The sequence below is a fragment of the Sphingobium sp. SG1 genome (assembly GCF_057063145.1).
Genome location: NZ_JBVVOJ010000019.1, coordinates 42,789 through 56,865 on the forward strand (window position 1 = coordinate 42,789; position 14,077 = coordinate 56,865).

Annotated in this window: 17 protein-coding genes; 10 read left to right on the plus strand and 7 right to left on the minus strand. The window is 60.1% G+C overall.

Annotated features, from left to right (window positions below):
- Positions 1-378 precede the first annotated feature (378 nt).
- The 5 genes from AC0KVN_RS24050 (at position 379) to AC0KVN_RS24070 (ending at position 2,087) form a co-directional block, all read left to right on the plus strand.
- Positions 379-603 carry an antitoxin MazE family protein gene (locus AC0KVN_RS24050; RefSeq protein WP_037492488.1) on the plus strand — a complete coding sequence of 75 codons (225 nt, stop codon included), beginning with the start codon at positions 379-381 and terminating at the stop codon, positions 601-603.
- Positions 600-923, plus strand: coding sequence for a type II toxin-antitoxin system PemK/MazF family toxin (locus AC0KVN_RS24055; RefSeq protein ID WP_004213284.1), 324 nt, complete (start codon positions 600-602; stop codon positions 921-923). The genes AC0KVN_RS24050 and AC0KVN_RS24055 overlap by 4 nt, the downstream gene beginning before the upstream one ends.
- A 7-nt stretch (positions 924-930) precedes the next feature.
- The gene (locus AC0KVN_RS24060; protein ID WP_155738131.1) at positions 931-1,320 is read left to right on the plus strand and encodes a hypothetical protein; all 390 of its coding nucleotides are present in this window, start codon (positions 931-933) and stop codon (positions 1,318-1,320) included.
- 252 nt (positions 1,321-1,572) lie between these two features.
- Positions 1,573-1,794, plus strand: a complete 222-nt coding sequence (locus AC0KVN_RS24065) for a helix-turn-helix domain-containing protein (protein ID WP_483656435.1) — start codon at positions 1,573-1,575, stop codon at positions 1,792-1,794.
- 32 nt (positions 1,795-1,826) lie between these two features.
- Positions 1,827-2,087: a hypothetical protein gene (locus tag AC0KVN_RS24070; protein ID WP_483656436.1), complete on the plus strand. Its 261-nt coding sequence runs from the start codon at positions 1,827-1,829 to the stop codon at positions 2,085-2,087.
- A gap of 17 nt (positions 2,088-2,104) precedes the next feature.
- On the opposite strand, the gene AC0KVN_RS24075 is transcribed toward AC0KVN_RS24070, so the two are convergent.
- The 7 genes from AC0KVN_RS24075 to AC0KVN_RS24105 all read right to left on the minus strand — a co-directional run bounded on the left by AC0KVN_RS24075 (position 2,105) and on the right by AC0KVN_RS24105 (position 7,698).
- Positions 2,105-2,344, minus strand: coding sequence for a hypothetical protein (locus AC0KVN_RS24075; protein WP_483656437.1), 240 nt, complete (start codon positions 2,342-2,344; stop codon positions 2,105-2,107).
- A gap of 62 nt (positions 2,345-2,406) precedes the next feature.
- Positions 2,407-2,628 carry a hypothetical protein gene (locus tag AC0KVN_RS24080; protein ID WP_004213291.1) on the minus strand — a complete coding sequence of 74 codons (222 nt, stop codon included), beginning with the start codon at positions 2,626-2,628 and terminating at the stop codon, positions 2,407-2,409.
- 411 nt (positions 2,629-3,039) lie between these two features.
- Positions 3,040-3,300, minus strand: a complete 261-nt coding sequence (locus tag AC0KVN_RS24085; RefSeq protein ID WP_021320008.1) for a hypothetical protein — start codon at positions 3,298-3,300, stop codon at positions 3,040-3,042.
- A gap of 517 nt (positions 3,301-3,817) precedes the next feature.
- The gene (locus AC0KVN_RS24090; RefSeq protein WP_004213298.1) at positions 3,818-4,387 is read right to left on the minus strand and encodes an NUDIX domain-containing protein; all 570 of its coding nucleotides are present in this window, start codon (positions 4,385-4,387) and stop codon (positions 3,818-3,820) included.
- A complete protein-coding gene (locus AC0KVN_RS24095) occupies positions 4,377-6,104 on the minus strand; it encodes a B12-binding domain-containing radical SAM protein (protein ID WP_004213299.1) in 1,728 nt (575 codons plus the stop codon). The genes AC0KVN_RS24090 and AC0KVN_RS24095 overlap by 11 nt, the downstream gene beginning before the upstream one ends.
- A gap of 89 nt (positions 6,105-6,193) precedes the next feature.
- Positions 6,194-6,979, minus strand: a complete 786-nt coding sequence (gene surE / locus AC0KVN_RS24100; RefSeq protein ID WP_004213301.1) for a 5'/3'-nucleotidase SurE — start codon at positions 6,977-6,979, stop codon at positions 6,194-6,196.
- Positions 6,980-7,071: 92 nt separating this feature from the next.
- Positions 7,072-7,698, minus strand: coding sequence for a GntR family transcriptional regulator (locus AC0KVN_RS24105; protein WP_004213302.1), 627 nt, complete (start codon positions 7,696-7,698; stop codon positions 7,072-7,074).
- Positions 7,699-8,166: 468 nt separating this feature from the next.
- On the opposite strand from AC0KVN_RS24105, the gene AC0KVN_RS24110 reads away from it, so the two are divergent.
- The 5 genes from AC0KVN_RS24110 to AC0KVN_RS24130 form a co-directional block, all read left to right on the plus strand.
- Positions 8,167-9,282, plus strand: a complete 1,116-nt coding sequence (locus tag AC0KVN_RS24110; protein ID WP_004206949.1) for an IS110 family RNA-guided transposase — start codon at positions 8,167-8,169, stop codon at positions 9,280-9,282.
- 479 nt (positions 9,283-9,761) lie between these two features.
- Complete coding sequence (locus tag AC0KVN_RS24115; protein WP_004213304.1) at positions 9,762-10,010, plus strand: DUF4160 domain-containing protein; 249 nt, start codon at positions 9,762-9,764, stop codon at positions 10,008-10,010.
- The gene (locus AC0KVN_RS24120; RefSeq protein WP_004213306.1) at positions 9,997-10,410 is read left to right on the plus strand and encodes a DUF2442 domain-containing protein; all 414 of its coding nucleotides are present in this window, start codon (positions 9,997-9,999) and stop codon (positions 10,408-10,410) included. Before AC0KVN_RS24115 ends, AC0KVN_RS24120 begins: the two co-directional genes overlap by 14 nt.
- A 181-nt stretch (positions 10,411-10,591) precedes the next feature.
- Positions 10,592-13,501: a Tn3 family transposase gene (locus AC0KVN_RS24125; protein ID WP_006961814.1), complete on the plus strand. Its 2,910-nt coding sequence runs from the start codon at positions 10,592-10,594 to the stop codon at positions 13,499-13,501.
- 142 nt (positions 13,502-13,643) lie between these two features.
- On the plus strand, positions 13,644-14,077 hold a 434-nt coding region (locus AC0KVN_RS24130; RefSeq protein ID WP_483656438.1), incomplete at its 3' end, for a recombinase family protein.

Below are 14,077 nucleotides of genomic sequence, written 5' to 3' on the forward strand. Positions count from 1 at the left end.
TGCGCTAGGCGCGAAAGCCATGGCGCAAATAGCTGCTTGAGCAACCCTATTGCGCCATGCTGCCCGTGCCGACATTCTGCGCCTAGCTGTAGTGGACTGCAATGATGATTGGCCGGACGCGCAATAATGGGCCTCAGCGGACGCAGATTGGCTGAGACGGAGGCACATTGTTGATCCGCTCGCGCCCGATGTCCGAAACCGCCAGAAAAGCTGGTTGCCACGGACCAAGCAGGCGTTGATTTCGGGATCGGGTTTCTTGGCGTCAAAACCGGCCGGGGCAAGGGCTTCCACCGGCCGCAAGAAAACCGGACGTTTTCCTTGCGACGGGCAATAATACCGATTACGTTACATGTAACAAGTTTGATTGGAGTAATCCCGGTGCCGTCACCAGTCACAGAGCGAGTCCAGAAGCGTCGTGACGCCCTGCGTGCGGCCGGTCTGCGGCCGATCCAGATATGGGTTCCTGATACCCGACGACCGGGGTTCGCGGAGGAATGTCGGCGACAGGCGCTCGTGGTCGCAGCAGCCGACGCGGCGGACCATGACTTGGACGCCTTCATGGATGCGGCCCTGATCGATCTCGACCCCGAAGGCGAGGCGTGAACCGGGGCGACCTGGTGACGATCGCGTTGCCCGGCGACTTTGGCAAACCGCGCCCCGCCCTCATCATCCAGTCGGACCAGTTCGACCAGACCGGCACCATCACTGTACTGCTGGTATCGGGAACGCTGGTTGACGCTCCCCTGATCCGTACGACGATCGATCCGACACCGACCAATGGCTTGAGGAAGCGGTCGCAGGTCATGGTGGATAAGGCGATGTCGGTGAAGCGCGACAAGATTGGGGCGACGATCGGCCATCTCGATGCCGAAGCCATGCTGGCGGTTACGCGAGCGCTGGCCGTCTTCTTCGCCATTGCCTGATCCAGCAATGCCGAAGACGGCTCCCCCTGATAACGGCCTCTATCCTCCCAAGGACAGGATGGGCTTCGCGGTTCCGGTTTCACCTGGCCATTCGCTGCTGCTCTTGAACAGCTACATGCGAACCGACTTGCTGCTCGGTATCCACCGGCATATTCATCGGATGCAGAACCAAGACGCGCCGGGATCGCCGATCCACCATTTGGCGGACAGCATCGCCCATGTCGTCGCCGCATATGACGGCATCAACCTGTTCGAGTGCATTGCCCGCAACACCCTCCATATTGACCCCGATTTCGAGTTCCGCCCCGAGCCGGACTATGCTCATGACATCAAACTCATGAAGCATCATCTGCGTTGTCTTCGACGGACAATCAGGGACTTGGCATGCTACGATTGAGGCCCGACCGATCGGTCGGATTGTCAGTTTCCGGTATCGCGCGCGGGCGGATCAACAATGTGCCTCCGTCTCACCGATCATGCGCTGCATCTCAATGATCGTGCGCCTGCCGCGCCGGTCCGTCTCACGTAATGTGAGCTGGAAACCGCCCTTTATTGCGCGTCCGGCCAATCATCATTGCAGTCCGCTACACCTAGCGAGAAGGACGCAAACACGATGCCAACCATATACCTGAAACGAACATCGCCGTTGATGACCAAGCTCGGGGCCAACATCGCTCGCGAACTAAAGAAGCTAGGCATAACTCAAGGGGAGTTGTCCGAACGCTCGGGCGTTGCAGCGTCGCATATTTCACACATGGCTCGGGGACAAGGCAATCCAACGCTTGCTACCTTGGAGAGCCTTGCCGATGTTTTTAGATTATCGGTTGTCGAATTATTGGCAGAGGATAGCATTTCAGACGATCAGTCCTGAAAGTCTGTCACTTTATTTGATTGGAATAATCTATGTCCAGTAACCCGCCCCCCGAATTTGACCGTCTGCCAAAAGATGCGCCATTGGTGCGGGCAATGGGTGGAGCGCTCTCGATCTTTGCCACCCTGCTTGCGCGCCAAGGCAATGTCGAGACGGAAGAGGTCGCAAACTTGCTGGGTATCTATGCGGTCGCGACAAGCGAAGTCGATAATGACGAGGGCATGATTTTGGGATGCTGGGCAGCTATGATCCGCGAGGTAGCGGAGCAACAGCGCAAAGCTGCTCGCGGCTAACCCTGGCGCGTATGGCGCTAGCCGTGCATCGCCTCGATCTGCTGGGCCAGCTCGGCCAGGTGATCGGAATCAAGTAGATCCTCTGCGGTGAAGTCGAGTGCGAAAACTTCGCCCTCGCGGGGAGGCGCGCGATCGGCAGCGAACGCGGCCAGATAGGGCCGCGCCTCGTCCGTGGCGATCCAGCGCCAGAAAGCATTGCCTTGGCCGAATACACCGCTCTCGAACATATCGAGCCTTGCTTGTGCGAAGTCGGTCAATTTGCGTCTCCTGACAATCGGGCGGTTCGGCAAAAAAAGGGAGGCCGAAGCCTCCCTTTGTCTTACTGGAACAGTTTGATGAAAGCGGGCGCGAGGCCGATGACTGCGAGGACGAAACCGACGCTGCCGATGACCCAGGTTTGCGCCGTCAGCTTGCTTTCGATTCCCTTGTTCGCCTCCTGAACCTTCACGGCGATATACTCCTCAATAGCCTCTACTACTTCCGCTGCGGCGTCGTCGGACAGATTAGCCGCTTTCAGTGCTCTAAACAATTTGATGTGCATCCGGTTCTCCTTCTCGTTGGTGACGGGAGACACCCGGCATGGGCACCGGCGCCGGCTGTCAGGGACCGCGAAGCGGCCGCGCCAGCGGGCGGTGGGGGAGCCGATTTGCGCAGCAAATTGGGGGGACCGCCGATCCTTGAAAGCTGGCGCGCACCCATGCCAAAATGCCACGACACACAGAGAGAAGAGATTGCACGGGCCGGGGTTCGATGCCCCGGCCCGTGCAGGCGGCTACGTGTAGGCGCTTGCAATCGTAGCGGCGTCTGCTCGCAAACGGAGCGATTTTCTGCTCGGATTATCTGACAATGGGCGGAGCAGTCTGCTCACGCTAATTGCCAATGTGCTCGCCATCATCCGGCGCTGCTCGCAGTCATGGTCGCCTGCTCACATTATCTGCCAGCGGGAGTGGCGTCAGCGTGGCACCCGGATGGAGCCGTCCGCGATCCCTTCGGCGATATTTGAGAGCATGACGGCGTAGCGGTGCAGGCCGGGGAAGCGACCGGCGTTTCTCTCGATCTCTTCGCCGTATCCGGCATCGAGCAGCGCCTTGAAGTCCGGCATCACGTCGAACATGCCGCCGAGCAGATCGATATCGGAAGCACCGATCAGCAGCAGGGCATTCGCATGGGCGTCGAGGCGTTTCATCGTCTCCAGCATTTCGGTTTTGGTCATCGCACCCTTTCCGCTTGCGTGGTGTCATCGCCTATTATGCGCTGGCCCTGTTCGCGAAAACCTTCCTTTCTGACGATCCTGCCGGCGGGCCATGACCGCAACGCATTTCTGCGGCCCGCCGCGTGTCAAAACTGTTCTGGAAACCCGCTTCGCAAAAGCGTCTGCCGGCGACGGGTTTGGAGAACCCACTGGCAGGGAGTGTGAGCACGACGCCCCGTTTGCAAGCAGCGCCGGATGATGGCGAGCACACTGGCAGATAATTCGAGCACGAGGCCATGCGCCAGTGGCAGAAAGGGTGAGCAGAAAATCGCTCCGTTTGCGAGCAGACGCCGCTACGATTGCAAGCGCCTACAGCTACGGAGTTACGGTCAGCGCGGCCCCGGTGTTGAGGTTAGCATTGTAGTTGCAGCTAGACCCGAAATTCACCGAATTGAAAAAGAACGACGTTGCCCTCAAGGCGTCCATCGTCGTCATTGGAAGGCGGCGGGCGGTCCATCCCTTCAAGCTATCGCACATCTCATTCGCTGCAAAGGGCAGAGGCATCGGAGATGGCTGTTTCGGTGAGCAGTTTGAGCTGTGCCAGCCAGATGCAGCCGCGATTGCGCACGTCCGGAATTCGATCCTCTGCAATCAGCCGGTTCACCTCGTCAAAGCTAAACGCAGCGCGGCCAATAAACTCCTCGTCGCTGTCGCAACTGAGCGGCTCACATTCCGAAAGGTCGGTTGCGAGGAAGTAATAGTTCCGCCCGGTCATATGGACGCTGTTGACGTGGGCACTGATCATTTGGAAGGAGCCGGCATCCAAGCCGGCTTCCTCGCGAAGTTCCCGACGGGCGGCCTCTGTAGGTGTTTCACCGGGGTTGATCGCGCCCGAGGGCACTTCATAGGTCGTTCCGAACAAATGGCGGCTCTGCTCAACCAAAACAATTTCGCCGTCTCCGGTGATCGCCACGACAAGCACACCCTCACCGGTTTCTTCGACGATCTCGCGTTCGACGATACCGGTGCCAAGATCCACCTCGTCGATGCGTACCCTGACAAACTGGCCATCGTAGACAGTCCGGCTACGCAGCAACTCATGCGGCATGGGCGGTTTCCTTGTTCATCGAAACGATTGCTTCCTGTAGTCGTGGATTCTTTCCAATCACGCCATCTTCTACCAAAGCGATGACTTGCTGTACCAGCTTCGAACGCTTGCCGACGAAAGTTTCGGTAATGTCGCGTAGGTTTGCGCCACCGTTGTGTGCGAGTCGACTGGTAACGGCCTCGATGAATTCCATTTCCAGCTCGCGAAAGCCAAATAGGCAATTCTCGACCTGGCGAGAGGCTGACGTTGCGACGCCGCCCGGTCCTAGGAGGAGGGTCTGGGACGCGACCTCGCCCTTCAGGCCGAACATGAAGACATACATGTCTTCCACCCAACGATCGGCTAGTTCAGCGACGCGCTGCACATTCTCATCCTCGAAGCGCGCCTTGAAAAAGACGAGGTCGTCGGTTGCTTCTTCTAGGAGACCCCGTTGGCGGGCGAGCTTTAGATAAGGAGATCCGGCCTGTACGCGCAGGACACTCAAGGGGTTAGTGATCTTGCGGTACATGCCGGTGCGACGCAGGAAAGCGATGTTCTCCTGCAACTCGGTCAGTGACATTGCCGGGTCAATTGGGATGTAGCCGGCGACAGCGTCGATCCCCAGTTCATGGAGGATTTCGAGAGCTTTGTAATTCCCTTCGACACTGACCTGCTTGCCGTATCTGCGCAACTGCGTGGGCGAGCCAGACTCCATTCCGATGAACACGCGCTCCAACCCGGCCTCGGCCAACTCGACCATGATTTGGCGCAGGCGACGGTTGCGATCGACAAGTTCGGCATCGTCCAGTCGCTCGCCTTTGATGCTTAAGCGTTCCCGCCAGATATGGTCGGCCCGGGTCGAGATAGAGAAGCGAATATTTAGCCGAGCCTCCTTAATCAGCCGCGCGATTTTCGCCGTCCGCTCCGGGTCGCCGCCGAAATCATCGTCTGTGAAGCTGACCGCTCGGATTCCGCGGCGATCCAGTTCGATCAGATCGGCGATCACGCTTTCCGGGGAAATGCCACCGTCGAAGCCGCCGCCATGCAGGTCTCGGATCGAGCAGAAGGTGCAGTTGAAATCACAGCCGCGCGATGCTTCCGCCCAAACCATTCCACCGAGTTCCTTGTGGACCCGCTCGGAGGTAAGGCGCGCGGGGAGGAAGCGCTGCGCGAGCTTGAGACGTTGTGCCGGCGTCGCAACTAGTTCTCCGCTTTCATTCCGGAAGGCAATGCCGGGGACACTGGCGAGGGAGCGCTCGCCACGCACATAGTCCACCAGGGCGGCGGTTGCATTCTCGCCCTCGCGGACTACCATGATCACTTGCGGAAATTCCTCAAGCAGGGCCGCGGTCGCGAAGGTCGGAACGACACCGCCTAACACGAGAAGGGGGCCCGTACCTTCGTCATAACGCAGCGGGAGCAACAAGCGCATCAGGTTACGAAGTTGGTCGAGCGCCCCGATCTTGACCGAGATACCGACAAGACTCGGCCGGTCCCTGGCCACCTTCGCTGCGATTGCGCGCGCGCTCTGATCGAGCTGAAGATCGATGTGGTCGATGGCGATCGTGGTCCCGAAGGTGCCAATTAAATGCCCGGCAATTGCCTCTGGACCCAAGGACTCGCTGATTGCGCCGCCATGCTTGTTGGAAAAGGTCGAGACGAGCAGCACGCCGGTGGGTCGCGCGCCATCATGGAAGAGATAATCAGAATCGCGTCGTGCGTACGTCGAGAAGAACATGGACCTCTCCATTCCAAAAGGGCACACGAACTCATCCGCCGACAGGGTGCCGGCGTCCTACCTCGCGGCCCGTTCCTTGTTGGTTGCGCCTAGACCTCCATCTCTCTTGGCTCGACCGTACAGAGCGTGATGGAGCGCATCGTCGCCGCGGTGCCGTGATCAGTGAGATCGGTGAGGAGCGGTGTAACGGATATATAGCGCTCCTGAAGGGCGGCGATGTCTGTTCCCTGTTCTGAACAGGGAAGGTCTTCATGGAAGCACATCCAGTAATAGCTGTTGCCCCGCGGATCGGTGCGGCGGTCGATATTCGCACATGACGTTCGGTTGAATCCCTGGCGGGTCACCATGATGCCTGCGACCTGATCGTGACGGCAGTCGGGGAAATTGACGTTGAAGAGCTTGCTGGGGCTGTCCAAGAGAGACCGAACTAGGTCAGCGCCGTAAGTGGTGCTTGGTGACCAGTCCGCGACATGATCGGTGCCAAAACCCGGGAGCGCCTGACTCAAGGCGATCGAGCGCACTCCAAGCATGGCGGCTTGAATCGCCGCGGCGACCGTGCCCGAGAGCGCTATGTCTTCTCCTATATTCTGGCCGCGGTTAATGCCAGAGATCAGGAGATCGGGTGGTGCTGAGCGCATGAGGTCAAGCAGCGCGATCCGCACACTATCCGTCGGTGTTCCCGCGACCGAATAGCTGCGCTCGCCGCGCTGACGGACGCGGACGGGGACCGTCAAGGTCAAGGCGCGACTCGCGCCGGACTGTTCATATTCAGGCGCTATCGTCCACACGTCGTCGGTCAGGCGGGCGGCGAGACGCTCGAGGAGACGGAGACCTTGCGCGTCGAATCCGTCATCGTTGGTCAACAGGATACGCACGCATTTGCTCCAACAGGTCGCAATTGGCCATCGGAGCAGATGCTATGCAATATGGAGACTATATCGAAGCTTATATGCCAAATATATGGCATCTATATCGGAGATATTTTGTCATCCTCGGTGTAGAAGGCGCGCAGGATCCTGCCTGCGGAACGCTTGCGTCGCGCATGATAGTTGGTGAGTAGCTTGCGCAGTTTCGTAATATCGTCGATAGCAAAGGCGCTCATCATCTCCGTTAGCTCCAGATCAAGGTCGGACAGAATCTGTGCTTCGACGAGGCGGAGCGGGTGCAACCGGGCGTTCGCCCAACGCATGGCCAGCGCGTGTTCCCGATTATCGGATCGGCGCGCAATCGCGGAGAATAGTGCGGCAGTCGGCGTTGCAGCGTCGTCATCCGCATTGTCGAGGCTTTGTTCGGTCGGCGGTTGCCGCCGCCGCTGACGTCGCAACGCGGCGGACAACAGGTCCGACGTCCAATCATAGAGATCCTGCAGGGCGGGTTCGTCGAGATGGGGGATGTAGAAGCCTTCGCCAGGTCCGGTCGCGACGAGGCCTTCGCCGATCAGGATATGGAGGGCATCGCGCACGGGCGTGACACTGCTCCCAAACTCCTCGGAAAGTTCCGAAGGATCGAGGCGTGTTCCAGGGCGATAGGCACGCTGCGTGATTCTGCGGCGAAGGGCGTCGTAAACGCGCTCAGAAGTCCGACCGGAGGTCATCTCAACCTCGTGCATCTGGGAAGAACCAGCGCGACGCGCTTAGGGCGACACGCGCGAAGACGGTGAATGGAGACCGCCTTCGACCTCATGGGGATTGCGCGAATGGCTGGCGAACGGACTTATCGAGGGGGCTCGGACGAATTTTAAAGCAAAACATACGTCGATATTCGCGATACGCGGGCAAAAAACCAGCCTGAATACCGTGGCTTTCTTAAATCAACCGTCCTCGCCTCCGACGATGAAGGCCCATGCCTCATCCTCGGCGCACAGCCTTCAGTAGGAACCACAAAGCCGGATGTGGACGCATCAGCATCGGGAACCTGATGCATTGCGGTGGCGATTAACCGAAAAACAGGTGATTTGCGAAGCCTGAGCGGCCTGCTGGCGCTAAGACCCCATGACTGCCAGAGCCTCGGAGGCTCGAATCTGAGATGCTGATGATGGATTTGTCAGCAGCGGAGACGAGTCATGACGGAGACGGTGAAATACGTTGGTCTGGACGTTCATAAGGAAACCATTGCGGTCGCGGTTGCCGATGGGGAACGCGGAGGCGAGGTGCGTTTCGTCGGCACGGTCGCCAACGAGGACGATGCGATCAGGAAGCTGGTCAAGCGGCTGACTGGACCGGGCGTGACGTTGAACGTCTGCTACGAAGCTGGTCCCTGCGGGTATGGCTTGCATCGGCTGCTGACGAAGCTGGGACAGAATTGCATCGTCATCGCCCCCTCGATGATGCCGCGGCGCCCGGGTGACCATGTAAAGACGGACCGGCGTGACGCGATGACCCTGGCGCGGCTGCTACGCGCTGGCGAACTCACCGCAATCTGGATACCGGACGAAGCGCACGAGGCGGTACGCGATCTCATCCGCGCGCGACGCAGCGCGCAAGATGATGCCATCGGAGCCAAGCAGACAGTGCGCAGCTTCCTGTTGCGTCATGATCGTCGTTTCGGCGGCAAGGCGGCCTGGACGAAAATGTACTGGCGGTGGTTGTCCGAGCAGCGGTTCGATTTTCCCCACCAACAGCTGGCATTCGAGGAAATGCAGAAGCGGGTGCTGGAGGCGCAGGCACGGGTTGGGCGCTTAGAAGCGGCGCTGACTGAAGCGGTGGACGCATGGTGTTTTGCGCCGCTGGTCCGCAATCTACAGGTCCTGCGCGGTATCAGGCTGGTCAGCGCTGCGACGCTGGTCGCTGAAGTAGGCGATCTCACCCGCTTCGACAATCCCAAGCAACTGATGGCGTATGTCGGCTTGGTGCCGTCCGAGCACTCCAGCGGCGCTCGGACCAAACGGGGCCGGATCACCCGCGCGGGCAACGCGCAGGCACGAACCATGCTGATTGAGGCGGGCTGGTCGTATCGACTGCCCGCTCGCGAGGAACGACGCTACCGTGAGCGGGTCATCGACTTGTCCGAGGACATCCAGGCGATCGGGTGGAAAGCGCAGGTTCGCCTGTGCCAGCGCTACCGTCGCCTGGCGGCCACGGGCAAGCCTCAGCCCAAGGTGACCACCGCGATCGCGCGTGAACTGGTCGGCTATGCCTGGGACATCGCCCGTCGGGTGTCGCCGGCGATAGCCGGCTGATCCACCCACGACATTAACGAGAGGAGGCGCCAGCGCGCCAACTGCATAGCCTTGGCCGGCGTGCCGCGGGCACCCGACTGTGATGGGCAATCCACGGTGTACGGTGGGGCAGGTTCGTCCGACGCCCGAACTTAGACGGAGGATAGGCCCAGCGACGGATACGGGTAGTGCGGTAATCAACCCGCGGATGAGAGCATGATCAATCGTCGTCGATCAGGCGCCCGCGGCACACCCGCCAAGGTCAATGCGACCGCTGGTCTCGAGGCCAGCGAAGGAGTAAACTCGGCCAGCGTCTCGGATGGCAGTCATGAGAGCGTATATCTGGGTCCGTTCTATGTACCGCCCCCTTTTAAGCCGCACGCCGTAGATAGCACCAAGATCATCGGTCTTGACCAACGAGCGACAGGCCCTTGCGCCAGAGGGCAGCAACAGCGCCGGAACTATTCCCTAGCGCTTGGGTTTTTGATATAGGTTCGGCAATGCCAACTGTCCTGCGCATAGATGGCCTGCGGGTCGTGATCTATCCGAACGATCATCGTCCCGCTCACGTCCATGTTAAAGGGGCGGACGGCGAGGCGGTTTTCATCCTGCATTGCCCCGGTGGTCCACCGGAGTTGCGGGAGAGCTACGGTTTCAAACTGCCGGCGCTGGGCGGCATCAAGGATGCCCTACAGGCGGCGCTGGCAGCCCTCTGCGCGGAATGGAGTGCTATTCATGGCAGTTACTAAACAGGAGTTCGATCACGCCGAAAAGCGCATGGCGGAACTGCGCGCCGCTGGCCATGCCGTCTCGGCGCGCTACGATCGCCGCCGCGCGCGTGTGGTGGTGGCGCTGAATACGGGTGTCGAGCTGACATTCCCGGCGCGGCTCGCCGAAGGCTTGGCCGACGCGCCGCCTGATGCGCTGACCGACATCGAGGTCAGCGCTGCCGGGTTGGGCCTGCATTGGCCTAAGCTCGACGCCGATCTCTACGTACCTGCACTGTTGCAGGGCGTTTTCGGCTCGAAGCAATGGATGGCGCAGCAGCTAGGCGCGCAAGGTGGCCGATCGCGCACTGCGGCCAAGGTCGCGGCTGCGCGGGCCAACGGCCGCAAGGGCGGCCGCCCAAGGAAGTCGGCCAGCGGCTAACGGGATCACCCATGCGGGCCGCGCCGACCCAGCGACGTGCGGCCGATTTAGCTCTTGTAGGCCCAGTCGGCCCGAAGCTGCGATTTTGGTCATCTTGGAGAACACGTCGGGAACGGGCTGGTTGTTGTTGACGATCGCCCATGCGAGGAACGACGTTCCGCTCCGATAAGGGAGCGGCGTTATGAGCCTTGGCGTTTCGAGTGGGGATCTGATCGGCTCCTGGAGCCTGAGTTTTTCGGACATCGCGTTCGTGACCGGCAAAGCGGAGACGGCACGACTGGGATTGGCGGTTCAGCTTAGATTTTTCGCCGGGCATGGCTTCTTTGTGCCGGATCATGCGTCGATACCCTCCGACGGTGTCTTGTATCTGGCGGAGCAACTTGGTCTCGATGCCAAATCCGTGAACCACTATGATTTTTCCGGGCGCACCGCCCGCCGGCATTGCGCGGAGATTTTGCGGCATCTCGGGTTCCGCCGTATGACGCAGACGGATCGCAGGGCGTTGTCGAGGTGGATTTCCGACGATCTTTGTGCGGGCGGGCAGCCGATCAATGCCATGCTCGAGCATGTTTTCCTGTGGTGCCGCGACCGCCGTATCTATGGGCCGTCGCGCAAGGAGCTGGAACGCCTCGTCCGTTCGCAACGACACCTCTATCTGGAGGCCCTGTTGGCCCGAGTCCGCGATCGGCTTGCGCCGGATGCGGTCGCCTTGCTGGAAGCCTCGCTCGCCGATCCCGATGGCCCGACCGGCTTCAACACGATGAAGGGGGATGCAGGTCAGGCGACGCTCGAAAACATTCTTGGCGTGACCGCCAAACTCGCCTTTATCCAACGGCTTGCTCTTCCCCGAGATTTCCTATCGGTCACGGGCAAGGCATGGGTCGATCAGATCGTTCGCCGGGTTGCCGGCGAGAAAGCCTCGGAGATGCGCCGGCATGTACCGGCGCGCCAGCTCGGGCTCTATGCCGTTTATCTGATGGCGCGGGAAGCTCAGCTTACGGATGCGATGGTCGACCTGCTGATCGAGACGGTCCATAAGATCGGATCGCGCTCGAAACGCAAGGTGGTGGGCGATATCGCGAAAGACATCGAGCGGGTCTATGGCAAGGAGCGACTCCTGGTCGAGATTGCCAGCGCTTCGATCGACGATCCATCCGGGCGCATCTGCGATGTCATTTTCCCAATCGCCGGCAAGGACAAACTGGCGGCGATCATCAAGGAAAGCCAGGCAAAGGGCGCCTTGGATCGGCGGATCTACAAGGTGATGCGGAGGTCATGGGCCAATCATTATCGCCGTATGCTGCCAAGCCTGCTTTCGGCACTGGAGTTCCGGTCGAACAACGCCGTGTGGCGTCCGGTGCTGGCGGCCCTGGACTGGATCAGAAGCAAAGTGGATGATGGATGCCGCTACGTGCCGCCGCACGCAGTGCCGGTCGACGAGGTCATTCCGGCGAGATGGCGCAGTTCCGTCATTGATGAAGAGGGGCGCGTAAACCGGATCAGTTATGAGCTTTGTGTCCTCGCGCAACTGCGCGATCGCATCCGTTCTAAGGAAATCTGGGTTGTCGGGGCGGACCGATACCGCAATCCCGATGACGATCTTCCCAAGGACTTCGATGCGCGGCGAGAAGCATATTACACAGGATTGAACCTGACGGCGGATGCGCGTGCATTTTCAAGCGCCATCCGGGAAGAGCTTGCTCAGGAACTGTTGCTCCTCAATGCCAATATTCCCCGGAACGACAAGGTTCGGCTGCTGTGGCGCGGCGAGAACCGTATATCTCTCACCCCGTTCAAACCCTTGCCCGAACCCAGGGGTCTCGCCTCGATCAAGACCGAGATCGGCCAACGCTGGCCGATGACCGGGCTGCTCGACGTACTGAAGGAGGCTGCCCTTGATACGGGACTTCTCGAAGCGTTCGAAACATCGGCCTCGCGTGTTGCACTGCCGAAAACCGCGCTGGATCAACGTCTCCTGCTATGCCTCTACGGCCTGGGAACGAATGCCGGGCTCAAGCGGATCGCCGGCGCCACCCCCGATGTCAGCTATGAAGAGCTGCTGCATGTCCATCGCCGCTTCGTTCATGCCGCGGCGCTCAAGGAGGCGTGTGCCAGGGTTGCGAATGCGACCCTGGCAATCCGCAATGCTGCAGTCTGGGGGGACGCCGGCACGGCCTGTGCGTCAGATTCCACAAAGTTCGGAGCCTGGGATCGCAACCTGATGACGGAATGGCATGCGCGTTATGGTGGACGGGGCGTCATGATCTACTGGCATGTCGAACGACGCGCGACATGCGTCTATTCCCAGCTCAAGCGCTGCTCTTCCTCCGAGGTCGCCTCCATGATCGAGGGCGTGCTGCGCCATTGCACCGACATGGAAATCCAGCGACAATATGTTGATAGTCATGGCCAAAGCGCGGTTGGCTTTGCATTTTGCCGGCTTCTCGGATTTGAGCTTGCACCCCGCCTGAAAGCGATCGCTCGCCAGAAGCTGGCTCTTCCCGATGTCGGCATGCGAACGCGGCTTCCCCACTTGCAGCCGATCCTCTCCAGTCCGATCAACTGGGATGAGATCGAGCAGCAATATGACGAGATGGTCAAATATGCAGCCGCGATGCAGACAAAAACCGCCGACCCGGAGGCGATCCTGCGCCGGTTTAGCCGCTCCGAGGTGATGCACCCGACCTACAAGGCGTTGAGTGAGCTGGGCCGCGCGGTCAAGACGATCTTCCTGTGCCGGTATCTGCGCGAGGAGTCCTTCCGCCGCGAAATTCATGAAGGCCTGAATGTCGTTGAAAACTGGAACAGTGCCAATGGGTTCGTTTTCTTCGGCAAGGGCGGCGAGATCGCCACTAACCGCATCGATGAGCAGCAGCTCTCGGTCCTGGCGCTACATTTGCTGCAAGCGTCGCTTGTCTATGTGAACACCCGAATGCTTCAGAGCGTGCTGGTGGAACCGAAATGGACGGGCCGGATGACGCCGGATGATTATCGCGGCCTCACACCGCTGATTTACAGCCACGTCAATCCTTATGGCCGCTTCGACCTCGATCTGAATAGCCGGATCGATTTTGGGCGGCTTGCTGCCTGACCGGGGCCTTTCCGCTCGCACCATTTGGGTGCACCCGAACGTGACGATCGGAAGTGACATATACGACATGTCACAAAAGGGTGGTTCCGTCACCAATGTTACTGTACGAGGGCAAAGCCACCCTAATGTGACGGATTTGCCCATGACCCGCGTCGGCTACGCCCGCGTCAGCACCATCGACCAGGATCTCGACATCCAGGTTGCCCGGTTGAAGGCAGCGGGCTGTGAAATCCTCCGCTCCGAAACAGGCTCGGGCGCATCGCGCACTGGACGCACGGAGCTTGAGACGATCATGCAGTTCCTGCGCGCCGATGACGAACTCGTCGTCCTGCGTCTCGATCGGCTCGGTCGCTCCACACGCGATGTTCTCAATCTGGTTCATGAACTCGACCAGAAGGGAGCCTCATTGCGGGTGCTTGAGCCGGAGGTGACGACGGCCGGAAGCATGGGGCGGATGGTGATCACCATTCTGGGCATGGTCGCGGACATGGAACTGACGTTCATCAAGGACCGGCAGCGCGCCGGGATCGAGGCGGCGCGCGCCGAAGGCGTCTACAAAGGCCGGAAGAAAAACAT